At 69.2% G+C, this 25,475-nt stretch carries 18 protein-coding genes; 4 read left to right on the top strand and 14 right to left on the bottom strand.

The features are described 5' to 3' along the window. Positions 1 to 41: 41 nt before the first annotated feature. Both AVTE2539_RS05840 and AVTE2539_RS05845 read right to left on the bottom strand, forming a co-directional pair. Positions 42 to 1,595: a fumarate hydratase gene (locus tag AVTE2539_RS05840; RefSeq protein ID WP_284408840.1), complete on the bottom strand. Its 1,554-nt coding sequence runs from the start codon at positions 1,593 to 1,595 to the stop codon at positions 42 to 44. A gap of 73 nt (positions 1,596 to 1,668) precedes the next feature. Then, complete coding sequence (locus AVTE2539_RS05845; protein ID WP_284408842.1) at positions 1,669 to 3,888, bottom strand: putative bifunctional diguanylate cyclase/phosphodiesterase; 2,220 nt, start codon at positions 3,886 to 3,888, stop codon at positions 1,669 to 1,671. A 187-nt stretch (positions 3,889 to 4,075) separates the two neighbouring features. Between AVTE2539_RS05845 and fumC the strand changes: the two genes are divergently transcribed. After that, positions 4,076 to 5,461 (top strand): class II fumarate hydratase, encoded by a 1,386-nt coding sequence (fumC, locus tag AVTE2539_RS05850; RefSeq protein ID WP_272564196.1) that lies wholly within the window; start codon positions 4,076 to 4,078, stop codon positions 5,459 to 5,461. Between the two features lie 55 nt (positions 5,462 to 5,516). Here fumC and AVTE2539_RS05855 read toward each other — a convergent pair whose 3' ends face one another. Both AVTE2539_RS05855 and AVTE2539_RS05860 read right to left on the bottom strand, forming a co-directional pair. After that, complete coding sequence (locus AVTE2539_RS05855; protein WP_284408844.1) at positions 5,517 to 6,659, bottom strand: DNA topoisomerase IB; 1,143 nt, start codon at positions 6,657 to 6,659, stop codon at positions 5,517 to 5,519. 268 nt (positions 6,660 to 6,927) lie between these two features. Beyond that, positions 6,928 to 9,012 carry a TonB-dependent receptor domain-containing protein gene (locus AVTE2539_RS05860; protein ID WP_284408846.1) on the bottom strand — a complete coding sequence of 695 codons (2,085 nt, stop codon included), beginning with the start codon at positions 9,010 to 9,012 and terminating at the stop codon, positions 6,928 to 6,930. 423 nt (positions 9,013 to 9,435) lie between these two features. Between AVTE2539_RS05860 and AVTE2539_RS05865 the strand changes: the two genes are divergently transcribed. Continuing rightward, positions 9,436 to 10,956: a hypothetical protein gene (locus AVTE2539_RS05865; protein ID WP_284408848.1), complete on the top strand. Its 1,521-nt coding sequence runs from the start codon at positions 9,436 to 9,438 to the stop codon at positions 10,954 to 10,956. On the opposite strand, the gene AVTE2539_RS05870 is transcribed toward AVTE2539_RS05865, so the two are convergent. The 6 genes from AVTE2539_RS05870 to AVTE2539_RS05895 form a co-directional block, all read right to left on the bottom strand. Beyond that, on the bottom strand, positions 10,953 to 11,696 hold the full coding sequence (locus tag AVTE2539_RS05870; RefSeq protein WP_284408850.1) for a response regulator: 744 nt from the start codon (positions 11,694 to 11,696) through the stop codon (positions 10,953 to 10,955). The genes AVTE2539_RS05865 and AVTE2539_RS05870 overlap by 4 nt on opposite strands. Beyond that, the gene (locus tag AVTE2539_RS05875; RefSeq protein ID WP_284408852.1) at positions 11,693 to 13,297 is read right to left on the bottom strand and encodes an ATP-binding protein; all 1,605 of its coding nucleotides are present in this window, start codon (positions 13,295 to 13,297) and stop codon (positions 11,693 to 11,695) included. Before AVTE2539_RS05875 ends, AVTE2539_RS05870 begins: the two co-directional genes overlap by 4 nt. A gap of 17 nt (positions 13,298 to 13,314) precedes the next feature. Further along, positions 13,315 to 13,608, bottom strand: coding sequence for a hypothetical protein (locus tag AVTE2539_RS05880; protein WP_272564191.1), 294 nt, complete (start codon positions 13,606 to 13,608; stop codon positions 13,315 to 13,317). Positions 13,609 to 13,697: 89 nt separating this feature from the next. Further along, positions 13,698 to 14,645 (bottom strand): dioxygenase family protein, encoded by a 948-nt coding sequence (locus AVTE2539_RS05885; RefSeq protein ID WP_284408854.1) that lies wholly within the window; start codon positions 14,643 to 14,645, stop codon positions 13,698 to 13,700. A 202-nt stretch (positions 14,646 to 14,847) separates the two neighbouring features. Continuing rightward, positions 14,848 to 16,188 (bottom strand): aminotransferase class V-fold PLP-dependent enzyme, encoded by a 1,341-nt coding sequence (locus AVTE2539_RS05890; protein ID WP_284408856.1) that lies wholly within the window; start codon positions 16,186 to 16,188, stop codon positions 14,848 to 14,850. Next, positions 16,188 to 17,111: a transporter substrate-binding domain-containing protein gene (locus tag AVTE2539_RS05895; protein ID WP_284408858.1), complete on the bottom strand. Its 924-nt coding sequence runs from the start codon at positions 17,109 to 17,111 to the stop codon at positions 16,188 to 16,190. Before AVTE2539_RS05895 ends, AVTE2539_RS05890 begins: the two co-directional genes overlap by 1 nt. Positions 17,112 to 17,251: 140 nt before the next feature. Here AVTE2539_RS05895 and AVTE2539_RS05900 point away from each other — a divergent pair, with 140 nt between their 5' ends. Then, positions 17,252 to 18,163 carry a LysR family transcriptional regulator gene (locus AVTE2539_RS05900; RefSeq protein ID WP_272553302.1) on the top strand — a complete coding sequence of 304 codons (912 nt, stop codon included), beginning with the start codon at positions 17,252 to 17,254 and terminating at the stop codon, positions 18,161 to 18,163. 39 nt (positions 18,164 to 18,202) lie between these two features. Here the strand turns inward: AVTE2539_RS05900 and proX are convergent, their stop codons facing one another. The 4 genes from proX to AVTE2539_RS05920 all read right to left on the bottom strand — a co-directional run bounded on the left by proX (position 18,203) and on the right by AVTE2539_RS05920 (position 23,107). Next, the gene (proX, locus tag AVTE2539_RS05905) at positions 18,203 to 19,240 is read right to left on the bottom strand and encodes a glycine betaine/L-proline ABC transporter substrate-binding protein ProX (RefSeq protein WP_284408860.1); all 1,038 of its coding nucleotides are present in this window, start codon (positions 19,238 to 19,240) and stop codon (positions 18,203 to 18,205) included. Positions 19,241 to 19,278: 38 nt separating this feature from the next. Further along, entirely contained in the window at positions 19,279 to 20,571 is a 1,293-nt protein-coding gene (gene proW / locus AVTE2539_RS05910) for a glycine betaine/L-proline ABC transporter permease ProW (protein ID WP_284408861.1), read from the bottom strand. Continuing rightward, a complete protein-coding gene (gene proV / locus AVTE2539_RS05915) occupies positions 20,568 to 21,854 on the bottom strand; it encodes a glycine betaine/L-proline ABC transporter ATP-binding protein ProV (protein ID WP_284408863.1) in 1,287 nt (428 codons plus the stop codon). The genes proW and proV overlap by 4 nt, the downstream gene beginning before the upstream one ends. A gap of 641 nt (positions 21,855 to 22,495) precedes the next feature. Next, positions 22,496 to 23,107, bottom strand: coding sequence for a TIGR00645 family protein (locus tag AVTE2539_RS05920; protein ID WP_272548342.1), 612 nt, complete (start codon positions 23,105 to 23,107; stop codon positions 22,496 to 22,498). Between the two features lie 199 nt (positions 23,108 to 23,306). Here AVTE2539_RS05920 and acs point away from each other — a divergent pair, with 199 nt between their 5' ends. Then, positions 23,307 to 25,301, top strand: coding sequence for an acetate--CoA ligase (gene acs, locus AVTE2539_RS05925; RefSeq protein ID WP_284408865.1), 1,995 nt, complete (start codon positions 23,307 to 23,309; stop codon positions 25,299 to 25,301). The last annotated feature ends 174 nt before the right edge of the window (positions 25,302 to 25,475 follow it).

Genomic DNA, 25,475 nt, shown 5'->3' on the forward strand with positions numbered 1-25,475 from the left:
CAGGCCACGCCTGGAGCCGCCGCCAAGGCCGGAGAGGGAGTTCAAGCGGCGACGAGGTCGATGGACTTGAACTCGCCCGTGGCGATGCGCTTTTGCCACTCCGCCGGGCCCGTGATGTGGGCGCTGGTGCCGCCGGCATCCACGGCCACGGTCACGGGCATGTCCACCACGGTGAACTCGTAGATGGCTTCCATGCCCAGATCGGCAAAGCCGACGACCTTGGCTTCCTTGATGGCCTTGCTGACCAGGTAGGCGGCGCCGCCCACGGCCATCAGGTAGGCGCTCTGGTGCTTCTTGATGGCTTCGATGGCGACCGGGCCGCGCTCGGACTTGCCGATCATCGAGATCAGGCCCGTTTCGGCCAGCATCATCTCGGTGAACTTGTCCATGCGCGTGGCGGTGGTCGGGCCGGCGGGGCCCACGGCCTCGTCCTTGACCGGATCCACGGGGCCCACGTAGTAGATGACGCGGTTGGTGAAATCCACGGGCAGCTTCTCGCCCTTGGCCAGCATGTCCTGGATGCGCTTGTGCGCGGCATCGCGGCCGGTGAGCATCTTGCCGTTGAGCAGCAGCGTGTCGCCCGGCTTCCAGCTCGCCACTTCTTCCTTGGTGAGGGTGTCCAGGTTGACGCGGCGGCTCTTGTTGTAGTCGGGCGCCCAGTCGATCTTGGGCCACAGGTCGAGCGAAGGCGCCTCCAGATAGGCGGGGCCGGAGCCGTCCAGCACGAAGTGCGCGTGGCGCGTGGCGGCGCAGTTGGGGATCATCGCCACGGGCTTGGAGGCCGCATGCGTGGGGTACATCTTGACCTTGATGTCCAGCACGGTGCTCAGGCCGCCCAGGCCCTGCGCGCCGATGCCCAGGGCGTTGACCTTCTCGTACAGCTCTAGGCGCAGTTCCTCGATCTGGTCGAGCTTTTCGCCGCGCGCGGCCTTGGCCTGCAGCTCGTACATGTTCAGGTCGTCCATCAGGCTTTCCTTGGCCAGCAGGACGGCTTTTTCCGCCGTGCCGCCGATGCCGATGCCCAGCATGCCGGGCGGGCACCAGCCGGCACCCATCGTGGGCACGGTCTTGAGCACCCAGTCCACCAGGTTGTCGCTGGGGTTCATCATGACCATCTTGGACTTGTTCTCGCTGCCGCCGCCCTTGGCCGCGACGGTGATGTCCACGGTGTCGCCCGGAACGATCTGCGTGAAGATCACCGCGGGCGTGTTGTCCTTGGTGTTCTTGCGGGCGAACTGCGGGTCGGCCACGACGCTGGCGCGCAGCGTGTTGTCGGGGTGGTTGTAGCCGCGGCGCACGCCTTCGTTGATGGCGTCTTCCAGGCCGCCGGGAAAGCCTTCCCAGCGCACGTCCATGCCGATCTTCAGGAACACGTTGACGATGCCGGTGTCCTGGCAGATGGGGCGCTGGCCGGTCGCGCTCATCTTGCTGTTGGTGAGGATCTGCGCCATCGCGTCCTTGGCCGCCGGGCTCTGCTCGCGCTCGTAGGCGCGCGCCAGGTGGGCGATGAAGTCGGCGGGGTGGTAGTAGCTGATGTACTGCAGGGACGCAGCAATGGACTCCACGAGGTCGTGGTACCGGATGGTCGTGGTCATGGTGGGGTGTGTTTTTGGGGAAAGAACGAACCGCGCAATTATCGCCGCCCGCTCCGGACGGCGCTGGCGGCGGTCAGCCGCGGGGGGCGGCGTCGAACGGCAGGCTTTCGAGCGCCTCGAGCCCGCCGATCACGGAGGGCGCGAAATCCGCCGAGCCTTCCGGCTTGTCGCCCTGGGCCCAGGCCAGCAGCACGTCCGCCGGCATGGGGCGGGCGTAGAAAAAGCCCTGTAGTTCGTCGCAACGCATGGCCAGCAGGATGTCGCGCTGGCCGCTGGTTTCCACGCCCTCGGCCACCACGCGCAGGCCCAGGGCGTGGGCCAGCCGCACCACGGCATCGACCACGGCGCGGGCGTCTTCTTCGTGTTCGAGGTCGTTCACGAAGCTGCGGTCGATCTTGAGCTGCTGGGCCGGCAGCTGGCGCAGGTAGTTCAGGCTCGAATAGCCAGTGCCGAAGTCGTCGATGGACAGGAACACGCCGATGCGCGCCAGGCCTTCGAAGGTGCGCTGCGTGGCCTTGGTGTCTTCCATGGCCACCGATTCGGTGATCTCGCACAGCAGTTGCGAGGAATCCAGGCCATGGAACTGCAGGGCGTGCTCGATGCGCTCGGCCAGGCCGCTTTCGCGCAGCTGGTGCACCGACAGGTTGATCGCCACGCGCATGCGCAGGCCGCTGCGCGCCCAGTCGGCCATCTGCCGGCAAGCCTCTTCGATGACCCAGGCGCCCAGCTGGCCGATCAGCCCGAAGCGCTCGGCCAGGCCGATGAACACCAGCGGGCTCACCATGCCGCGCTTCGGGTGGTGCCAGCGCAGCAGGGCTTCCACGCCGTTGATGCGGCCGCGCTTGCCGTCGATCTTGGGCTGGTAGTGCAGGGCGAGTTCGCCGCGCGCCAGGGCGTGGCGCAGGTCGTTCTGCAGCTCCAGCTGGTCGGATGCGTCGGAGCCCATGTGGGGCTCGAACATGGCGTAGCCGTTGCCGCCCGCGCGCTTGGCGGCATACATGGCGGCATCGGCATTGGCGACCAGCTTGTCGCGGTCGCCGTGGTCGGGGTGCAGCACCACGCCGATGGAGCAGCCGATCTGCACCTGCCGGCCCGCCACCTGGAAGGGCAGGGCGAGCGCGGCCAGGATGCGGTTGGCCACCACGATGCAGTCGGCCGTGTTGCCCACGTCTTCCAGCAGCAGCAGGAATTCGTCGCCGCCCACGCGGGTCACCGTGTCGCTTTCGCGCGCCTCGGCGCGCAGGCGCTGGGCGGCTTCCGACAGGATGGCGTCGCCCGCGGCATGGCCGAAGGAGTCGTTGATGGGCTTGAAGCCGTCCAGGTCCACGAACAGCACGGCCAGGCGGTCCAGCACGCGGTGGTGGTTGGTGCGCTCCAGGCGCAGCAGCGCGTGGGCGAGGCGGTCTTCGAACAGCAGGCGGTTGGGCAGGCCGGTGAGCGCATCGGCGAACGCGCGCTTTTGCAGCTCGGCATTGGCCTGCTGCAGCTTGGCGTTGCTGTCCTGCAGCGAGCGGGTGAGCCGGCGCGCGACGTTCTGCAGCCGCGCATCGAGGATGGAGATGAACAGCGTGCTGAGCATCAGCAGCAGCGTGAAGATCGCCACCATGGCGGCCAGCCCCGAGCCGCCCAGCGAATCGGCGCTCAGGCACACGGTGCCCTGCGGGAACTGGGCGGCGGCCATGCCGAGGTAGTGCATGCCGCAGATGGCCAGCGCCATCACCAGCGAAGCCGCGGCCTGGAACACCCTGCGCCGGTGGCCATGCATGCCCCGCAGGGCCTGGAACAGGTAAAGCGCCGTGGCCGAGGCCAGCACCGCGACGGCCACCGACAGGGCGACGTAGAAGCCGTTCCACACGATGCCGATGGACAGGTGCATGGCGCGCATGCCGATGTAGTGCATCGCGCTGATGCCCGCGCCCATGGCAAGCGCCCCGACGGCCAGGTGCCGGCGCCGAACGCGCTCCATGCTGGCCAGGCCCAGCGCGACGGCCGATGCCGCCACGGCGGCCAGCCAGGACAGGGCGGTGATCGCGGGGGTGAAGCCCAGGGCGATGGGCAACTCGAACGCCAGCATGCCCAGGAAATGCATGGACCAGATGCCCGTGCCCATCACCAGCGAACCCGCGGCCCACCAGGCCAGTCCGATGCGGCTTTGGGAGGTGCGCACGCGGCGGGCCAGGCTCAGCGTGACGTACGAGGCCAGCAACGCCACGGCGAACGACGCCGCCACCACCAGCGGATCGTGGTGCGACGGCAGGAAGCCGGTCAACGGTGGGGCGAGCGGGGAGGGCATGGAAGGTGCGGCGGCAGCGGGGCGCCAAAGGTGTCCAAGTGTATCCACCGCGGGCTCTCCCGGGGGGCGGGAGGGTCTCTGCGCCACGCGGTCCCCACCGATGAGAATGGTTTTGTTTCGCGTTATGCTTTTGGACGATGCGCACCCTTGTGCGCCCTTCGTTTCTTCACCACCGGACCCGCCAGACATGACCTCCCGCATCGAACGCGACACCTTCGGCCCCATCGAGGTGCCGGCCCATCAGCTCTGGGGCGCGCAGACGCAGCGATCGCTGCAGAACTTCGACATCTCCGGCGAGCAGCAGCCGCGCGAGATCATCCGGGCCCTGGCGCAGGTCAAGCGCGCCTCGGCCGTGGTCAACCAGGCGCTGGGCCTGCAGGACGCGAAGAAGACCGACGCCATCGTGGCAGCGGCCGACGAGGTGATCGCCGGCCGGCACCCCGGCGAGTTCCCGCTCGTGGTCTGGCAGACGGGTTCGGGCACGCAAACCAACATGAACGTCAACGAGGTGCTGGCCAATCGCGCCAGCGAGATCCTGGGCGGCGAGCGCGGCGAGGCCCGCCTGGTGCACCCCAATGACGACGTGAACCGCAGCCAGTCGAGCAACGACGTGTTCCCCACCGCCATGCACGTGGCCGCGGTGGAGGCGCTCACGCACCGGTTGCTGCCCGCCCTGGCCAAGCTGCGCGCCACGCTGGCGCAAAAGGCCGAGGACTTCGACGGCATCGTGAAGATCGGCCGCACCCACCTGCAGGACGCCACTCCGCTCACGCTGGGCCAGGAGTTCTCGGGCTACGTGGCGCAACTGGACCACGGCGAGCGCCACGTGCGCGCCGCGCTGCCGCACCTGTGCGAGCTGGCCCTGGGCGGCACCGCCGTGGGCACCGGCCTGAACGCCCCCAAGGGCTACGCCGAGCAGGCCGCCGCCGAGCTGGCGCGCCTGACCGGGCTGCCGTTCGTCACGGCGCCCAACAAGTTCGAGGCCCTGGCCTCCGTCGATGCCCTGGTGCATGCGCACGGCGCGCTCAAGACACTGGCCGCCAGCCTGATGAAGATCGCCAACGACGTGCGCTGGCTGGCCAGCGGCCCGCGCAGCGGCATCGGCGAACTGAGCATTCCCGAGAACGAGCCAGGCTCGTCCATCATGCCGGGCAAGGTCAACCCCACGCAGAGCGAGGCGGTGACCATGCTGGCCGCCCAGGTGTTCGGCAACGACGTGGCCATCAACTTCGGCGGTGCCTCGGGCAATTTCGAGCTGAACGTGTTCCGCCCCATGGTGGCCCACAACTTCCTGCAGAGCGTGCGCCTGCTGGCCGACGGCATGGTCAGCTTCAACGACCACTGCGCCGTGGGCATCGAGCCCAACCGCGACCGCATCACCGAGCTGGTGGACCGCTCGCTGATGCTGGTGACCGCGCTCAACACGCACATCGGCTACGACAAGGCTGCCTTCATCGCCAAGAAGGCGCACAAGGAAGGCACCAGCCTGCGCGAGGCGGCCGTGGCGTCGGGCCACGTCACCGGCGAGCAGTTCGACCAATGGGTCGTTCCGGGGAACATGGTCGGCCGCTGAAGGCCGGCCGCTGAGCGGGCACTGAAAAGGCGCCAGCGCCCCGTCGCCCGCCGGCTCAGTGCGTGGTCTTGCGCGCGCGCGGAGCCCGCACCGGGCGGTCCTGGTGCCGCAGGAACGCCAGCAGCCGCCGCTCGGCGGCCTGCAGCGCGCGCGGCGTGTTCGTGCCGCCGATGCGCTCCCACAGCACCTGCATGTCCGGACCTGCGTCGGACGTGAGCCGCGACCCCAGCGCCAGCACCGAGGGGTGCACGTACGACTTCTTGCACACGGCCGGCGTGTTGCCCAACTGCCGTGCCACCTCGATCAGGATGTGCTTGGCCGTCACCGCGGGCGCGCCGGGCTGGGGCGAGCAGGCCAGCCGCGTCAGCTCCAGCGCCTGCACGGTGCCGTGCCAGGTGCGGAAGTCCTTGGCGGTGAAATGCTCGCCCTCCTGCGTGCCGGTGATCTCACGCAGGTAGTCGTTCACGTCGCCCGAATCGACGGCATGCAGCGCGCCGTCTTCTCCCTCGTACTGGAACAGTTCCTGGCCCGGCAGCTGCTGGCAGCGGCGCACCACGCGGGCCACGCGCGGGTCGTCGAGCGTGGCCTCCTGCTGCACACCGCTCTTGCCGCGAAACCGCAGCTGCAGCTTGCTGCCGCGCAGCGCCGCATGGCGGGTGCGCAAGGTGGTCAGGCCGTAGGAGCGGTTGGTGCTGGCGTATTCCTCGTTGCCCACGCGCAGGTAGGTGGTGTCCAGCAGGCGCACCAGCGTGGCGAGCACCCGCTCTCGGGACAGGGTGGGGCCCGACTTGGCCCGCAGGTCGCGCGCCACCCGGGCGCGGATGCGGGGCAGGGCGCGGCCGAAGGCCTGCATGCGTTCGAACTTGGCCTCGTCGCGCTGCAGGCGCCAGTCGGCGTGGTAGCGGTACTGCCGCCGGCCGCGCGCATCCAGCCCCGTGGCCTGCAGATGGCCGTTGGGCAGCGGGCAGATCCACACCTCGGTGTAGGCGGGCGGGATGGCCAGGCGCTGGATGCGGGTGATCTCGTCCGGGTCGGTCAGCCATTGGCCGTCGGGCTGGCGGTAGCGAAAGCCCTCGCCCTTGCGCTCGCGGCTCAGGCCCGGCATCTCGGGGTTGACGTAGCGCAGTCCGCGGGCCAGGCGGGTGGCGGGCGGGCGGGCCGGCGAAGCGGCGGCAGGGGCGGTTGCGGTGCGTGGCATATGGGAAGGCAGGCGGTGCGGCAAAAAGGGGGCGCGAAGCGCGCCCCCCGATCTCAGCCCAGCCGGCGCGGGCCGGCTGTAGGAGGCAGCCCGCTGCGCCGGTGGGAGTGCATCCGCGCCGCGTCGGTCCGGTGGGCACACGCGCCGCAGTCCATGGGTGAAAATGGCCTGCAGTGCAATATCCACTAAGGCATTGTGCTATGAAAAATATAGCATTCGAGGTGTGTGCAGCGGTGGCTGCCGCGCCGCTGCACACATCGCCCGGGCCTCAGAACCGCGCCGTGGCCCCCACGAAATAGGTGCGCCCGCCGTTGTCGTAGTTGCTGCCCAGTTCCCGCGTCTGCTTGTCCGCCACGTTGAGGATGCCGGCCCGCAGGGTGAAGGTTTCGTTCAACCGGTAGCTGGTGGTCAGGTCCACGGTGGTGTAGGCCTTGGCGAAGGTGGTGGCCGCGCCGGTGACGACGAGTTCCTTGCCCACGTAGCGGGCGCTGGCATCGGCGGTCCAGGCCGGGGCGATGCGCCACTGCAGCGACGAATATACGGTCAGGCGCGGCACAGACAGCAGCGAGGCGCCGGTGGTGAGGTTTTTGGACTCGAACATCTTCGTGGCATTGGTGCGCCAGTCGAGCGACGGCGCCAGCGGCACGGTGGCGTTGGCCTCCAGCCCGCGCGTGCGGGCGCGCTGGGCGTTGGCCATGCGCGTCCACCAAAAGCCGTTGTACAGGCCCAGGGGCTGGTAGTCGATCTTGTTCTTGAAGTCGGTGTGGAAGTAGGTGGCGCCGAAGGCCCAGCCGCCCTGCTCGTAGCCCGTGCCCAGCTCGAAGTTGGTGCTGGTCTCGGGCTGCAGGTCGGGGTTGCCGGCCATGTAGCAGCCGCGCGTTCCGTCGGCATTCACGCGGGTGCTGGTCCAGCCCAGGCCCGCCAGGCTGCGGCAGCCGTTGCCGCCGGACTGCGTGGCGGCATTGGGCGAGTTCTCTTTCAGGCCCGGCGCGCGGAAGCCGCGCGACACGCCGGTTCGCACCGTCCACGCCGAGGCCGGGTGGTAGACGAAGTAGGCGCGCGGGCTCCAGTTGTTGCCGTACTTTTCGTGGTGGTCCATGCGCAGGCCGAGCGTGAGCGCCAGGTTCTCGCGCAGGAAGATCTGGTCCTCGCCGAACAGCGCCCAGGTGGTGGCCGACAGGGACGATCCCGACACCGGCCGCCCGCTGTAGTCGATGGGGGCGAGGCCGATGGTGTCGCGGTTGTCCAGTTCTTCCTGCTTCCATTGCAGCCCGGTGGTCAGCATCTGGTCGAAGCCCAGAAGCTTCAGCGGCATGTCCACGCGGCCGTCCAGCGTGGTTTCGCGCGAGTGGTTGCCGATGGTGTCGCCCAGGTCCTCGTACTCGTGGCGCGACAGGTTGATCTTGGAGCGCACGTCGCCCCAGCGGCCGTCGTGCCCCAGGCCGAACGAGGTGTGCCGCAGCCGGCTCAGGCCCCAGGGGCTGACGACCTGCCCGCCGCTGGCGGTGCGCGCATCCGAGCCGGTGGCGCGCTGCGTGGCCTGGGCCGCCTCGAGCGACACCGACTGGTCGGGCGTGAGCTGCCAGCTCAGCAGCGCGTTCAGTCCCTGGTTGCGCGCGCCGGCCGTGGACAGGTAGGTGCCCGCATGCCCGCCCGTGCCTTCATCGGCATCGCGCTCGGTGTAGTTGCCCGACACGCGCAGGCCGATGCGGTCGGTCACCGGGCCGCTGACGGTGAAGCCCGTCTGCCGCGTGTCGCCGCGCTCCGAATCGGAGGGGTTGGAGTAGTTGACCGTGGCGGAGCCGCCCCAGCGCAGGCCGATCTTGCGGGTGATGATGTTGATCACCCCGCCCATGGCGTCCGAGCCGTACAGCGACGACATCGGGCCGCGCACCACCTCGATGCGCTCGATCATCTCGGGCGAGATCCAGTCCAGGTCCTGCTGGCCCAGGTCGTCGCGGTAGTTCACGCCGGCCGAATTGCCCTGGCGCTTGCCGTCCACGAGGATGAGCGTGTATTTCTCGGGCAGGCCGCGCAGGCGGATCTTGGACTGCGCGCCCGTGCCCGACAGCCCGCCGGTCACGCCGGGAATGGTGGACAGCAGCTCGCCCAGGCTGGTGACGGGCTTGCGCTCGATGTCTTCGCGGGTGATCACGCTGATGCTGGCCGGCGCCTCTTTGATGTCCACGGCCGTGCCCGAGGCCGTGACCACCACGGTGGACAGGGCGGCCTGCGCGGGTTGCGCAGGTTGCGATCCGGACGGCTGGGCGGTCTGGGCGTGGGCACCGGCGCTCAGCGCCAGGGCGATCGCGAGGGACAGGGGCTGGGGGCGGAGCGAAGACGGCAAGATCATGAAAGCAGTTTCTTCTAAAAACTGCAAATGATAGTGATTCGCTTTTACTATTTGACCAATTGGTGGGTTTCGGCACGGCTTTTCCCCGAAAAAAGCCGTCTTTACCCGATCGGCAGGTACTTCTTCGGCCCTGCGCCAACGGCTTCGGGTCAGTTCGGGGAATTCGGTCGCCAGTGAGTAAGGTCTGGCCGGTATGCCATCGGCTTGTATCGCTCCCTTTCCAACGTGCACCGGCCGGCGCGGCAGCGCGGACTGCCCATGAAACTGTCAAGCCTTCGCTCGCTGTTCACAGGCAAGACTCCTTCGACCCGCCCCGCGGCGGAGCCGCCTGCCAGGCCTGCGGCGACGGCTTCCCGGCCCGGGCCGGCCGGCGCCACGCCTCCCGGGTTGTCTGCGCGCCGTGGTGAAACCCTTGCCCCGTCGGTGGATCGCCCCTTCCCGCAGCCATCGCTGCGGCGCCAGAACGCGGTGCTGCCCGAGCGCGGCTCGGCCGAACTGCGGTCTGCCTGGCTCTCCTTGCCCACCGGCACGCAGGGGCCGCTCGCGCAATTGATGTCGCCTCCCGTGGGGCAGGCGCTTCCCCAGGGCAGCCGGGGCCCGTTGGCGGCGCTGATGCGCCACGATGCCACAAGCGAGGCGATTCAGAAGGAGCAGGCGCTTTTGGGACGCGACGCCAGCGATGGCACCGGGGACAGCCCTGTGTCTGGCGCCCAGGCGCGGCTAGGTACCGAGGACGCAGCGCCAGGGAGCGAGATCGAGATCGTGCCCACAGACGACGGGCCGGCACGGCCCGCAGGGCCCGGTGGATCGGCTTTGCCGGTGGACGCCGCGCACGGCGTGGTACGGGCCGCCGTCGCCGCCGGGCACGGGGCCGATGGCCCTGCAACCCCTGACACCCCGGCGAATGCGCCGCAACCCTCGCGCCGAAGCAAAGACAGGATCGCAAAGAAGATCGACTTGGTCCGGCAGCCGGATACCCACGTTTCCGTCCTGCCTCCGGCCCAGCTCTCGGCGCTGGCCCAGGCGCTGGGACTGCACGGCGCGCCCGTCGATGCGCTGTCCGATGCGCAAGCTGCGGCATCGACCGCGCAGGCGGTGGCCCACCGGCTGCAAGGGTTGAGGCTCGACGACGTCTTCACGAAATACGACAGCGTTCAGGAAAATAAGCGCATCAAGAATTCCGCGCTGATGCAGGGCGCCGCCAGCGGAAAGCGCGAGCTCTTGCAATACTTGGCGGAAAAAACGCACCTTTGGCTGCGCGAGCGGGAAACCGTCGATCCCATTACGCAGCAAAAGAAAGTCGAGGTGAGCTTTTATTTCGACGGCATTGCCGACCGGGCTAACAACCAAGTCAAGCGGGTCGTTCTTGGGGGGATCGGCGACGTCTACCGCAAAGCCTGCGAGGCGGGACAACTCGTGGCGGCAATCCTTCAGGAGAGGGCCGGGTCGGCATCCGCGCCGGATGTGGAAATCGTCCAGGTTTGCGGCCTGTCCATCGGGGGCGGTTCCGCCCAGATGTTCACCAAGGCCTTGCAGGGGCACATCGCCTTGGATGCGCCTCCCTCGCTCATTCTTCTGGACCCCGCGGTGCTCAGCCAGGCCCAGGCCCGGCATGCAGTCAAAGGGACCGTGCTGCCCCCGCAGAAGCGGCCGGTCGAGGGACTGATCATCACTTTGGACTACGAAAAAAAGCCACGCAAGAACCTGGTGGATAACCTGCGCTATCTGGGCTACCAGCCCAAGGGGCTGGTTCGTCTCGCGCTGGGGCTCAAGAACGACGACGGGGTCGATTCCCAGCCGCCGAAGCCTTCGGAGGCCAAGGTATTCGGAAAATTCCTGGGTTACCACTCCAATCGCCACCACTACGAAAAAGCACTGCTTCGCTTCGCTGGCGCCGCGCCGCCGCCCGAGGGCGCAACTGCGTCTTCATCGCGACCCGCTTAGTACGCGGCGCTGGAGGGGGCGGCTGCGCTCGTGTCGCCCGCGTCCTCGTCGAACGCGAAGCCCACCCCGTACACCGACCGGATCCACTCCACGCCGTCGCCGCTGGCGGCCTTGAGCTTCTTGCGCAGGTTCTTGATGTGGCTGTCGATGGCCCGTTCGTTCACGTCCAGCGTGTCGCCGTAGGCCAGGTCGAGCAATTGCGCGCGCGAGAAGATGCGCCCGCTTTGCCGCGCCAGCGCCTGCAGCAGGCGGAACTCGCGCGGCGTGAGCGCCACGTGGGCGCCGCGCAGCGTGACCTGCCAGTGCGCCTCGTCCAGCGCCAGCACCGGCGGGCCGGCCGTGGCCGGCGGGCCGGCCGTGGCCGGCGGCTGCGCCATGCCGCGCCGCAGCACGGTCTTGACCCGCGCCACCACCTCGCGCGGGGAGAACGGCTTGCAGATGTAGTCGTCCGCGCCCAGCTCCAGGCCGATCAGGCGGTCCACCTCTTCGACGCGGGCGGTGAGCATGATGATGGGCTTGTCCGTGTGGCGGCGCGCCTGGCGCAGCACCGACAGGCCGTCGAGCCCCGGCAGCATCACGTCCAGCAGGGTGAGGTCGGGCGGCGTGGGGCTGGTCAGCCGGGCCAGGGCGCCGGGGCCGTCGGCCACGTGCTCGGCCTCGTAGCCGGCGTGGCGCAGGTAGTCGAGCACGATGTGGGCGATGTCGGTCTCGTCCTCGACCACGAGGATGCGCGCTGTCATGAAGGGTTCTCCAGCAAGGGCAGGGTGAGGGTGGTGCGCAGCCCGCCGAGCGGCGAGGGCTGCGCGGTGATGCGGCCGCCGTGCGATTGCACGATGGCGCGGCAGATCGCCAGGCCCAGGCCCGATCCGCCCAGGTCGCCGGTGGCGCGCGCGCGCGACGCTTCGGCGCGGTACAGGCGGTCGAACAGGCGCGGCAGGTCGTGCTCGGCCACGCCGGGCGCGGTGTCGTCGAACTGCAGCACGAGCGAGGGCGCGGGCCCGCTGCGCTCGGTCTGCGCCTGGATTTCCAGCCGGCCGCCGGGATCGGTGTAGCGCACGGTGTTTTCCAGCAGGTTCAGGAACACGCGGTGAAGCTGCTGCGCGTCGCCGCGCACCAGCGGCGGGGGCGACAGGCGGGCGAGCGCGGCCAGCCCGTGCGTGTCCAACGCGAGGTCGGCCTGGTCGAAGCGCGGCTGCATGGAGGCCACGGCCTCGGCCAGCAGCGACAGCGGGTGCACGGGCACCAGCGCGGAGGGCGCGCTGCCCGCGGCGGCATCCAGGCTGGCGCGCAGGTCGCCCACCAGCTGGATGAGCCGCATCACCTGCCGGTGCAGACGCAGCGCGGTCTTGTCGTCGAACGGGCGCACGCCGTCCTGCACGGCCTCGATCTCGGCGCGCATCGCCGCCAGCGGGGTGCGCAGCTCGTGCGCCACGTCGCCGATCCACTGTCGGCGCGAGGCTTCCATGCCGCCCAGCTGCTCGGCCATGTCGTTGAAGGTGAGCGCCAGCCTGGCCAGCTCGTCGTCGCCGTGCACGGCCACGCGGGTGTCCAGCCGGCCCGCCGCCACGCCGCGCGCGCCGTCCACCAGCGCGCCGATGGGGGCGAGCCAGCGGCGGGCCAGCGCCCAGGACAGCAGCAGCGCGAGCGCCAGGCCGGCAATGCCGGTCCACACCACGAAGCCCAGTTGCCGGGCGATGAAGGCGCGGTCGGCCTCGGTCTCCATGTGCGAGGGCGGGCTCAGCACCAGCTCGCCGATGGGGGTGCCGTCGCTGCCGCGCAGCGGCAGGCGGGCGGCATCGGGCGTGGGGCGCACGCCGGCCACCAGGCGGCCCTGGGCATCGAGCACGCCGAGCCGCTGCGACAGCATGGAGCCGGGCGGCGGTGGCGGACGGTCGCGGCCATCGGAGGCGGTGCGATCGGGCGAATAGCCGTCGGGCGGCGGGCCTTCGCCGGGTTCGCCGAAGTCGGGCGGCGGCGGTGGGCGCTCGCGAAAGCCGCCGCTGCGGCCCTCGTTGCCGGCGGTGGTGTTGTCGCCGCTGCGGCCGTTCGGGCTGGCCGCGCCCTGGGCGCTGCTGCGCAGCGCGGGACTGTCGCCGGGGCGGCGCATCTCGCGCCACAGCTCGGGCTGGGTGCGCAGCGTCTGCCAGCCGCCATGCAGCAGGTGCATGCGCTGCAGCCGTGCGGCCAGCCAGTCCATGCGGGCCAGCTCGATCTCGGCCACGTACGGGCCCAGGCCGCGCTGCAGCCCCAGGCGCGAGAACCCCACGAAAAGCAGCAGCAGCACGGCCAGCAACAGGGTGAGCGCGAGGAAGGCTTTGCTTTGCAGCGTGAGGCGGGGCATGGGCGGCTGGTCGGGGGTCAGCGGGAGGGGGGCGGGCCGCCAGCGCCTGGAGGGGGGCCGCCGGCGGGCATGGCCACGAGGGTGCCGTTCATTGTGCGGCATGTGCCGGGCAGGGTCTTGCCGTCCGGCATGGTCAGCGTGACCGAGGCGCCTTCGGTCTGGCCCTTGCAGGCGGTGTAGGCCTCGGGCGGCGGGCCGGGGGGCTGCCCGCCCGGTGCGCCCTGGGCCAGGGCGCCGCAGGTGAAGGCGGCGAGGGACAGGCCCAGGCAGAGGCCGGCGAAGGTGATGGTCGTGTGGCGGGGAGGGTGCATGGTGTCACGTGCCTTTCTGGCAGAGGGAAGAAGGCCCGGGGCTGGGCCCAGGGGCAGGGAACACACCGGGGCAACGGCCCCGGTGGCGCTCAGGCGGCGATCGAGATCGTGATGGCGGCGGTGTAGCCGCCGCTGCCGTTGCTTTGCATGGTCACCATCTCGAGGTCGGTGCCGTCGCTGAACACGTTGTCGGTGGCGAAGGTGATCGCCGCCAGGTTGGACACGCTGGCGCTGTAGCCCGAATTGGCCGTGTAGATGGAGCGCAGGGTGTCCGTGGGGAACGCGAGCTGGGTGGTCTTGACCTTGTTGCTGGCCGTGGTGGCCACCGACAGGCTGGGATACACCTCCAGGTGCATGTGGGGCATGCGCCCGGCATAGCAGCCCGGCACGATGGTGGTGAAGGTCACGGTGCCGCTCGCATCGGTGGCCTGCACGCCGCGCAGGTAGTTGGCGGCGATGCTGCGCTCGGTGTAGACCGAGTAGTCGCCGCCCTGCGAGCAATGCCACAGGTAGATGGCATAGCCCTGCAGCGCCGCGCAGCTGGCACGCGTGTTGGTGAGCGTGATGGTGATGGTGAGCGGCACGCCGCCCACGGTGGTGGACGCGCCGATGTTGCTGCGGATGTCCTGGCGCACGATGCCGCTGAGCGCGAGCACGTTGTAGTTGGAGTTGCTGGCGTTGGAGCCGTCGGCGGGGTAGGGGCCGGCGGTTTCCTCGGGGACGACGGAGCAAGTGGTGTCCGTGCCGGTTCCCGTTCCGGTGCCAGTTCCCGTACCTGTGCCGGTGCCGGTGCCGGTACCCGTGCCCGTTCCTGTCCCGGTTCCAGTGCCCGTACCGGTGCCTGTCCCTGTGCCCGTCCCGGTGCCCGTCCCGGTGCCCGAACTGTCGGCCACGGCGTCGGAGCCGCCTCCGCCGCAGCCCAGCAGGGTGGCGATGCCCAGGGAGCCGATGGTGCCGAGTGCCAGGCGCCGCCGCTTGTCCGCGGTGGATGCTGCGATGTCAGCGGCCGCGGTGGCCAGTGGGGTTGATGTGTTCATGGTTCCTCTCCTTTTCCTTCGTTGGGGATGGAGGAACTTTGCAATCCAATTGAGGAGAAATTGAGGCGGTGCGCGCCTTTCTCCCCGTCAGGCGGGTCGGTGCATGGTGCTACTTTTTTAATAGCACTATGCCCTAGTGATCCATGCGCTGGAGGCCTTTTTCGCCTCCAGTGTGGCCGGCCCGCCCCGGCCGGCCCGTCGCTCACGCCGAGGCGAACGCCTGGGCGATGTCCTGCGTCACCGCGAGGAACCGGTCCACATCGGCCGTCGAATGGCAGTGCAGCGGGGAGACGCGTACCGCGCCCGCGAGCCCGAACGACTCCAGCATGCGGCGCGAATACAGGCTGGTGGCCGAACGCTCGTACACCGTCACGCCGCGTGCGCCGTACTCGCGCACGGCACGGGTGCAGTCCAGGTGCGGAAAGCCGATGCCGACGATCAGGTCGCGCCGGGTGAGGTCGGGGTGGTCCAGGAACACCTCCACGCCCGGCATGGCGCGCAGCCCGGGCACCGCACCCGCGCCGTCGCCGCCGTTCAGCAGGCGCGACAGCAGCGCGCGTTCGTGCAGCTCGATGGCCGCGATGCCGGCTTCGAAGCGCGCCCGCCGGTCGCCAGGGGCCGCATCGCCGGCGGGCCCGCCCTCGGGCGCCTGCGCGCCGAGCCAGCACACGTAGTCCACGATCTCCGTCACCACGGCGAACTGCCACGGCGCGGTGCTGCCCAGGTCCCAGAAGTCGGCGGGCTTGGCCGACAGCTTGTGGTGCGGCAGGGCGGCCGCGCGGTCGGACAGCCAGGCGAAGCCAGAGCCCCGGCAGCCGAAGAACTTGTAGGGTGCGATGTTGATGCCGTCCACCGGCGTCTTCTGCAGGTCGATGAGGCCGTGCGGCGCGTGCTGCACCGCGTCCACCAGGATGTACAGGTCGGGCCGAATGGCGCGGGCCCTGCGCACGATCGCCTCCAGGTCCAGCTTGGCGCCGGAGATGTTGGAGGCGTGGATCACGTTGAGCACGCTGGTGCCCTTGTCCACCAGACCCACGATGGCGTCCACGTCCACGCCGCCGGTGGCGCGGTTGCTGGGCGCCACGCGTAGCTCGCGGCCCATTTCGCGGGCGTAGCGCTCCATGGCGTCGTACGACGAGGGGTGCTCCAGCACGGTGGTGACCATGTTGGTGCCCGGCACGTTCTGCGCCACGGCCCGCACCATCTCGAACATGGCGCCCGAGGCGGTGAGCGCGGCGTACACGCTGCCGCCCGTGGCGTTGAGCAGCAGCCGCACGTCGGCCACGCCGGCGGCCTGGATATCCTGCAGCTCGCGCGCCGTGGCGTGGATGCGCTCGGTGTTGTCCGGCACGGCATCGATCTGCGCGAAGCGCTCCACCGCGGCCTTCAGCCGGAACGAGCCGCCCGCGTTGTCGAAATACAGCCGCTCGTGGCCGTGGTGGTCACGCTCCACCTGCAGGAAGCGCTCTCGCACTTCGCGCATCAGGGCGTCGGGGAAGAGGCGACCCTGCGGGTAGTGCGTGGTGTTGCTGTGGCCTGCCATCACACGCCCTTGTTGCTGGGGTTGCGGAAGGCCTCGCGCACGGCGTCGGACATGGGGAAGTTCAGGTTCACGTTGCTCGGTGGGATGGGCTGGGTGAACCAGCGCGCGTACAGCCGCTCCATTTCGCCGGAGCGCATCAGGCCGGTCACCGTCTGGTCCACCAGGGCCTGGAACTGCGGGTCGTTCTTGCGCAGCATGATCCCGTAGGGCTCCTGGCGCAGCACCACGTCCTTGAGGATGCGGAAGTCGCCCGGGTTGGGCGCGGTGGCGATCAGGCCGGCCAGCTGCACGTCGTCCAGCACGTAGGCGGCGGCGCGGTCGCTGGCCAGCAGCAGGAAGGCATCGGCCGTGTCCTTGCCCGAGATTTCCTGCACCTCCAGGTTCTCGGCGCGCTTGTAGGTGCGCAGCAACTGGATCGACGTGCTGCCCGCCACGGTGGCCACCGTCTTGCCGGCCAGGTCGGCCAGCGACTGGATGCCGGAGTTCTTCTTCACCGCCACGGTGATGTTGGTCACGAAATGGCTGGGCGCGAAGTTCACGTGCTGCTGACGCACGACCGAATTGGTGGTGGTGGCGCAGTCCAGGTCCACGGTGCCGTTCTGCAGCAGCGGAATGCGGTTGAGCGAGTTGAGCAGGGTGTATTGCACGCGCAGCGTGGGCAGGCCGAGCTTGGCCTTCACGGCCTCGGCGATCTTCAGGCAGATGTCGTTGGAAAAGCCGATGGGGTCGCCGCTGCCGGTGGGCTTGTACGAAAACGGAATGGAGCTGTCGCGGCTGCCGATGATGAGGGTGCCGCTCTCCTTGATCTTGCGCAGGGTGTCGATCTCCTGGGCGCTGGCCACGTTGGACAGCAGGGCGGCGCAGACCGCCAGGGACAGGGTGCGGCGCAGGGCGAAGGCAAGGGGGCGGGGCAGGCGGTGCATGGCGGGCTTTCGGAAGAGGGCGCGAGAACCTCGGGAAGTGCGAGGGGCTGAAAGGCATTCTCAAAGCGCCAACGCTTTTGAAAAAGCGATTTTTTGTGCTCGAATCGGATGAATAAAAGTGTTCTGAAATCCCCGCCATGATGACCTTCAAGCAACTCGAAGCGCTGTACTGGATCGGCCAGCTCGGCGGCTTCGCGCAGGCGGCCCAGAAGCTGCACACCTCGCAGTCGGCCGTGTCCAAACGGGTGCACGAGCTGGAGCTGCTCTTCGACACGCCGCTGTTCGACCGCAGCCAGCGCACGGCGCGGCTGACCGAAAAAGGCGAGGAGATGTTCGTGCTCGCCCGCAAGCTGCTGCGCCAGCGCGATGCGGCGGTGGAGCAGTTCGGCAAGCCCGGCGTGATCGAGCGGCGCCTGCGCATCGGCGTGACCGAACTCACCGCGATGACCTGGTTGCCGCGGCTGGTCGCCCTGGTGCAGCAGCACTACCCCAAGGTGACGCTGGAGCCCGATGTGGACGGCAGCCTGCCCCTGCGCGACAAGCTGCTGGCCGACGAGCTGGATCTCATCATCGTGCCCGATGCCTTCGCCGATGCGCGCCTGCCGGCCAAGGCCATCGGCCAGGTGGAAAGCGCGTGGATGTGCAAGCCCGGGCTGGTGCCGGCCGGCACGGTGCGGCTGCACGAACTGGCGCGCCACCGCCTGCTGGTGCAGGGCAACGCCTCGGGCACCGGGCGGCTCTACGACGCGTGGATGAAGGAGCGCGGGGTGGAACTGGCCGACGCCATCGTGGTGAGCAACCTCGTCGCGCTCACGGGCCTCACCGTATCGGGCCTGGGCGTGGCCTACCTGCCCCGGCACTGCCTGGCGCCGCTCATCGCGGCGGGCATGCTGGCCGTGATCGACGTGGTGCCCGCGCTGCCCAGCGTGCCCTACGTGGCCATGCACAAGGGCGAGCACCGCAGCGCGCTGGCCGCCTCGATCATCATGCTGGCGCAGTCGTGCTGCGACTTCACGCGGGCCTTCCAGGCGCAGGCCGATGGCGCGGCGTGATGCCCTCGGGCAGCGCGTGCCCGGGACCTGCGCGCCGCCTTAGGGCTTGGCCGCGGCGAGTGCCTGCTGGATCCAGCCGTCGAAGGTCTTCTGGTGGGCCTTGATCCAGCCGTCGGTGTGGCGCGCCACGTCGGCCGGCTGGTTCTGGCCGTTCTTCATCGCCAGATTCTGGGCGTTGATGTCGCCCACGGGCAGCTGCATCACCTCGAACAGCCGCGCGGCGGCGGGGTTCTTCTCGGCGAAGGCCTTGTTGGCCACGATGCGCTGGGTGTTCAGCACGAAGCCGTAGTTCTTGCCGTCGGGCAGGGCGGTGTCCTGCCCGGCCTGCGCGCCCGGCAGCGAGGACCGCGGCACCTGCAGCCACACCACGTCCTGGCCTGGGCGCAGCACGCCGCTCACCCAGTAGGGCGTCCAGGTGTAGTAGAGGATGGGCTGGCCCTGCTTGAAGCGCGCGATGGTGTCGGCGATCAGCGCCGAGTAGCTGCCCTGCACGTGCGTGACGGTGGCGCCCAGGCCGAAGGCCTTCAGCTGGTGCTCGATCACGCCCTCGCAGCCCCAGCCGGGGTTGCAGCCCGTGAGGTCGGCCTTGCCGTCGCCGTTGGTGTCGAAGAGCTTGGCGAGCTTCGGGTCCTTGAGCTGGTCGATGTGGGTGATGCGGTATTTCTCGGCCGTCTTGCGGTCGATCAGGTAGCCCTGCGCGGCGTTCTGCGAATAGGTGCCTTGGCGCCACAGCTTGGCATCGCCGCCGGCGTTCTTGTAGAAGTCCGCGTGCAGCGGGTCCCAGTGGTCCGCCATGAAGGTGGCGTCGCCGTTGGCGATCGCCACGTGCGCGGTGGCGTACTCGATCTCCTTGATGGGCTGCACGTCGTAGCCCAGCTTTTGCAGCGCGCGGCCGACCAGCAGGGTCTGGAAGGTTTCTTCCGCGATGGAGCTTTGCAGCGGCTGCACGCGCACGCCCTGGCCCGGCAGGGGCTGCGCAGCGGCGGTGCCGGCCAGGCCGACGGCCAGGGCGCTGGCGGCCAGCCAGGTGCGGGCGAGGGAGCGCGAGGGGCGGAGGAAAGGGGTGATGCAGGTCATGTCGTCGTCCTTGTTTCTGAAAGGGGATGGGCGGGGGCTCAGCGGCCGGCGGTGGCCCATTGCGGGGCGGCGCCGGAGCCGCCTTGCGCGGCAGGCGAGGGCGTTGCCGCATCGGCTGCGGGGGCCGCCGGGGCCGCGTGGTCGCGCCGCGCGGCGAGGCGCCACACCAGGCCGGCCGGGCCGGTCTGCCACCAGTGGCGCACGCCGCGGCGCGGCTGGCCCATGGACTGGGTGATGCGGTCCAGCGTGATGGCCAGCAGCACGATGCCCAGGCCACCCACGGTCGCCAGTCCCATGTCCAGCCGGCCGATGCCGCGCAGCACCATCTGGCCCAGGCCGCCCACGGCGATCATCGAGGCGATCACCACCATCGACAGCGACAGCATCAGCGACTGGTTGATGCCCGCCATGATGGACGGCATGGCCAGCGGCAGCTGCACCTTGGCCAGCAACTGCAGCGGCGAGGCCCCGTAGGCCCGGGCGGCCTCGATCAGGTCGGGCCGCACCTGGCGGATGCCCAGGTTGGTCAGGCGCACCAGCGGGGGCAGCGCGAACACGATGGTCACCACCACGCCCGGCACGTTGCCGATGCCGAACAGCATCACCACCGGCACCAGGTACACGAAGGCCGGCGTGGTCTGCATGGCATCGAGCACCGGCCGCATCACGCGCTGGGCCCGGTCGCTGCTGGCCAGCAGGATGCCCAGCGGCAGCCCGATCACCAGGCAGAAGGCCAGCGAGGTCAGCACCAGCGACAGCGTCACCATGGCCTCGGGCCAGATGCCCAGCATGGCCACGAGCAGCAGCGAGACCACCGTGCCCATGGCCAGCGCGCGCCCCGCGAACTGCCAGGCGAGCACGCCGATCAGCGCGATCATGGCCAGCGTGGGCACGCTGGTGAGCAGGCCCTCCACCCAGGCCAGCGTGCCGTCGATGGGCGCGCGCACGGTCTGGAAGAACGGCCGGAAATGCGCGACCACCCACGACAGGCCGTGGTTGATCCACGACTCCACGGGCAGGCTGCCGTCCCACAGCTGGTGCAGGTGAAAGCCGCCGGCCGTGGGGTCGAAACCCGATGCTGCATCGTCGGGCGTGGCGCTGGCGGGGGCGTTCAGCCAATCGGTGTTGCCGGCGTCGCTGGGCGCGGTGGACGCGGCCCAGGGATCGGCCGCCGCCTCGGGGGCGGGCGCCTGCTGCGCCGCGGCGGCCGGGCTATCCCAGGGCGAGGCCGAGGCCGCGGGCGGTGCCTCCGCGGCCGGCGTCCAGGGGGTGGACTCGCCGGCCGTGGGGTTGGTGGTGGAATCGAGCGCTGGGGCGGTGGACTGGGTCATGCCGGGCTCCTTTCGGATGTTTCATTGGCGGGCGGATTGGCGGGTGCGGGCGTGGGCGCGGGCGGCAACGGGTCCGGCGGCACGGGCGGCGTGTCGCGGTCGAGAAAGCGCAGCAGCGTGGTCTTGCTGATCGCGCCGCGAAAGCGGCCGCCGTCCTCCACCACCGGCAGCGGGCAGGGCGCCTGCGCCACCTGGCCGAACAGGTCCGCCACTGGCGCATCCACGGGAATGGGCACCACGCCGTCCAGATAGGCGTGCTGCAGGCCCAGCGGGCCCACGTGGCCCTGGAGCGCTGCGCGCAGCGAGTCGGCCGAGACCGTGCCCAGGTACATCCGCGCCGGGCTCACCACGTAGGCGAAGTCGCGGTCCTGCTCCTCCAGTTGCTGCAGCGCGGCGCGCGAGCCCCGGTCGCGCTGCTCCGACACCACGGTGAGCGGGCGCCGGGCGATGTCGCCGGCCTTGAAGACGGCCGCCGCGTCCACGCCGCGCACGAAGCTGCGCACGTAGTCGTTGGCCGGGTTGCGCAGGATCTCGTCGGGCGTGCCCACCTGCACCACGTAGCCGTCCTTCATGATGGCGATGCGGTCACCGATGCGCATGGCCTCGTCCAGGTCGTGCGAGATGAAGACGATGGTGCGGCGCTGGATCTGCTGCAGGCGCAGCAGCTCGCTCTGCATCTCGGTGCGGATGATCGGGTCCAGCGCGGAGAACGCCTCGTCCATCAGCAGGATGGACGGGTCCGACGCCAGTGCCCGGGCCAGGCCCACGCGCTGCTGCATGCCGCCCGACAGCTCGTCGGGGTAGCTGTCGGCCCAGCATCCCAGGCCCACCTGCTCCAGCGCCAGTGCGGCCTGGCGCTGGCGCTCGGGCCGGGCCACGCCCGCCAGTTCGAGGCCGAACGCGGTGTTGTCCAGCACCGTGAGATGGGGCATGAGCGCGAACGACTGGAACACCATGCTGATGTCCTTGCGGCGCAGCGCGCGCAGTTGCCGGTCGGACAGCGCGTTGATGTCCTGGCCGTCCACCAGGATGCGGCCCGCCGTGGGCTCGATCAGCCGGTTGAGCATGCGCACGAGGGTCGACTTGCCCGAGCCCGACAGCCCCATCACGACGAAGATCTCGCCCGCCTCGATGGTGAAGCTGGCGTCGAACACGCCGATGGAATGGCCGGTGCGCGCCAGGATGTCCTGCTTGCTCAGGCCCTGGCTGGCGAGTTCGAGCGCGGCTTGCGGCGCATCGCCGAAAACCTTGAACACATGTTCGATGGTGATTTGTTTGGCCACGGTGTGGGTCCTCCCTCGGTTGGAACGGGTTGAACACGCCCCGGCCGCCCGAAGGCGGGCGGGGCTGCGAAGGCCTGGGCATTCGAGACCCTGATGCGGCAGCCGAACCCGGACGCCCAGGGCGCGCGGGAACAGCAGCGAAAGGGTGGGCACCGAGGTGACCGGGATCGGCCCGAATGGCACGCGAGGCGGTGCGCAAGGGCCTGGGGCGTGCCGGGAGAGGTCGGTCGGAGGACTCCCGGGATCACGCGGCGCCGAGCCCGATGAACGGGCGGGCGCCTTGGGGCATCAGGGCCGAATGGGTCGGCCATGGGCCAGGGTGGCAGCGACCGGGCCTGGGGCCGGGCCGCCGTCTTCCTGGCGGATCCGCTCCGGTGAAAACGCCGCGTTGCGGGCCGGAAAGAGCGGATTACCTGCATTGCAGGTTGTAAAACACTCCAAAAGTATAGTTATTGGGTGTTTTTGTGTCAAAAGATCCGGGTTTGCCCGATGTGTTAATCGCGTGTGCAGCAGCGGAGCTAGGTGGATACCGGTTTGCTATATTTTTAATAGCAATCAGACCAATGAGTACTAAGGCAAGAGCCCCGAAAGACCCCTGTTTTGGGGCCTTCCCGGGGCTCGGTGGGAGAGGGTGTGGGCGCTCAGTGCTTTTCGTGCGAAACGTTCAGCAATTTGTCAGTGTAGGCAATGGCGATGGCGCTCAGCAGGAACACCACGTGGATGATCGTCTGCCACATCAGCACCTTCTCGTCGTAGTTGGCGGCGTTGATGAAGGTCTTGAGCAGGTGGATGGAGCTGATCCCGATGATCGACAGGCCCAGCTTCACCTTGAGCACCGAGGCGTTCACGTGGCCCAGCCATTCCGGCTGGTCGGGGTGGCTTTGCAGGTTGAGCCGGCTCACGAAGGTCTCGTAGCCGCCCACGATCACCATGATGAGCAGGTTGGAGATCATCACCACGTCGATGAGCGCCAGCACGACCAGCATGATCACCGTCTCGTTGAGCGCCGTGACCTCCACGCCCGGCTTGTAGCCGATGCTGGTCACCAGCGACTGCAGCGCGCCCTGGTGGCCGAACGCGGCCTCGATCAGGTGCCACAGCTCCACGAGGAAGTGCCACACGTACACGCCCTGGGCGGCGATCAGTCCCAGGTAGAGCGGCAGTTGCAGCCAGCGGCTGGCGAAGATCAGCGAAGCCAGCGGGGTGAGGGACTTGCTGCCGTTGCGGGAAGCGGGGGGTTGCGGGAAGGCCATGGGAGGGTTTTCTTGAAAATCGCTAGAAATGAAACTCGCGCGATTCTAGAAGCACCGGCCGCTTGCCTTGTGACAGAAACCCGCCGCCTGCACAGGCGTAGCATCGGAGCCTTTGGCGGCCGCCGGCATCCGTCAGTGGCATGTAAGTGCGGCCCCCGAAAGTACCGCCAAATTATGTTGACTCCAGGAGACAAAACCCATGAGTGCGTCCTCGTCCACGATTGAATCCGTGCTGGTGGAAAACCGCGTTTTCCCGCCCTCCGAAGCCCTGCAGAAGGCCGCGCGCATTTCCGGCATGGCCGGCTACGACGCGCTGTGCACCGAGGCCGAGCAGGATTTCGAAGGCTTCTGGGCCCGCCTGGCGCGCGAGAACCTACAGTGGGACAAGCCGTTCACCCGCACGCTCGATGCCTCCAAGGCGCCGTTCTACGAATGGTTCGCCGACGGCCAGCTGAATGCCAGCGCCAACTGCCTGGACCGGCACATCGGCACCCCGGTCGAAAACAAGACCGCCATCATTTTCGAAGCCGACGACGGCACCGTCACCCGGGTCACCTACAAGGAACTGCTGGCCCGCGTGGGGCAGTTCGCCAACGCGCTCAAGGCCAACGGCGTACAGCAGGGCGACCGCGTGCTCATCTACATGCCCATGACCGTCGAGGGCGTGATCGCCATGCAGGCGTGCGCGCGCATCGGCGCCACGCACAGCGTGGTGTTCGGGGGCTTTTCGGCCAAGGCGCTGCAGGAGCGGATCATCGACGCGGGCGCGGTGGCCGTCATCACCGCCAACTACCAGATGCGCGGCGGCAAGGAGCTGCCGCTCAAGGCCATCGTGGACGAGGCCCTGGCCATGGGCGGCTGCGACACCATCCGCAGCATCCTCGTGTACCAGCGCACGGCCACCGCCTGCGCCATGGTGGCGGGCCGCGACAAGACCTTCGCCGAGGCGCTGCAGGGCCAGAGCAGCGACTGCCCGCCGGTGCCCGTGGGCGCCGAGCACCCGCTGTTCATCCTGTACACCAGCGGCTCCACCGGCAAGCCCAAGGGCGTGCAGCACGCCACCGGCGGCTACCTGCTGTGGGCCAGGCTCACCATGGACTGGACGTTCGACCTGCGCCCGGACGACGTGTTCTGGTGCACGGCCGACATCGGCTGGATCACCGGCCACACCTACGTGGCCTACGGGCCGCTGGCCGCGGGCGCCACGCAGATCATCTTCGAGGGCATTCCCACCTTCCCGAACGCTGGCCGCTTCTGGCAGATGATCGAGCGCCACCGCTGCACGATCTTCTACACCGCGCCCACGGCGATCCGCTCGCTCATCAAGGCGGCCGAAGGCGATGCCGCCGTGCACCCCGCGCGCTCCGACCTGTCGAGCCTGCGCATCCTGGGCAGCGTGGGCGAGCCCATCAACCCCGAGGCCTGGATGTGGTACCACAAGAACGTGGGCGGCGAGCGCTGCCCCATCGTGGACACCTTCTGGCAGACCGAGACCGGCGGCCACGTCATCACCCCGCTGCCAGGCGCGACGCCGCTGGTGCCGGGCAGCTGCACCTTGCCGCTGCCGGGCATCGCGGCCGCCATCGTGGATGAGGTGGGCAACGACATCGCCAACGGCACGGGCGGCATCCTGGTCATCAAGAAGCCCTGGCCCAGCATGATCCGCACCATCTGGAACGACCCCGAGCGCTTCAAGAAAAGCTACTTCCCCGAAGAGCTCAAGGGCTACTACCTGGCGGGCGACGGCGCGGTGCGCAGTGCCGATCGCGGCTACTTCCGCATCACGGGCCGCATCGACGACGTGCTGAACGTCTCGGGCCACCGCATGGGCACGATGGAGATCGAATCGGCCCTGGTGTCCAAGACCGACCTGGTCGCCGAGGCCGCCGTGGTGGGCCGGCCCGACGACGTGACGGGCGAGGCGATCTGCGCCTTCGTCGTGCTCAAGCGCTCGCGCCCCACCGGCGACGAGGCCAAGGCCATCGCCAAGGAACTGCGCGACTGGGTCGCCAAAGAGATCGGCCCCATCGCCAAGCCCAAGGACATCCGCTTCGGCGACAACCTGCCCAAGACCCGCAGCGGCAAGATCATGCGCCGCCTGCTGCGCTCCATCGCCAAGGGCGAACAGATCACGCAGGACACGAGCACATTAGAGAATCCGGCCATTCTGGATCAGTTGTCGCAGACCAACTGATCAGAAAGCGCCATCGGCGCGCAGCGGAGCTGCTGCCGGATTCGGGGAGCACTCATGCCGCGCCGCGGCGTGACGTGCTCACCAAAACCCTGCGATCCTGGATCAATTGGCTGAAACCAATTGATCCAGGGGGCCGCCGCAAAGCGGCCCGGCGCTAAGCGCTTCGCAGGGTTT

The organism is Acidovorax sp. SUPP2539, assembly GCF_030158975.1.
In the GTDB taxonomy this organism is placed as follows: domain Bacteria; phylum Pseudomonadota; class Gammaproteobacteria; order Burkholderiales; family Burkholderiaceae_C; genus Paracidovorax.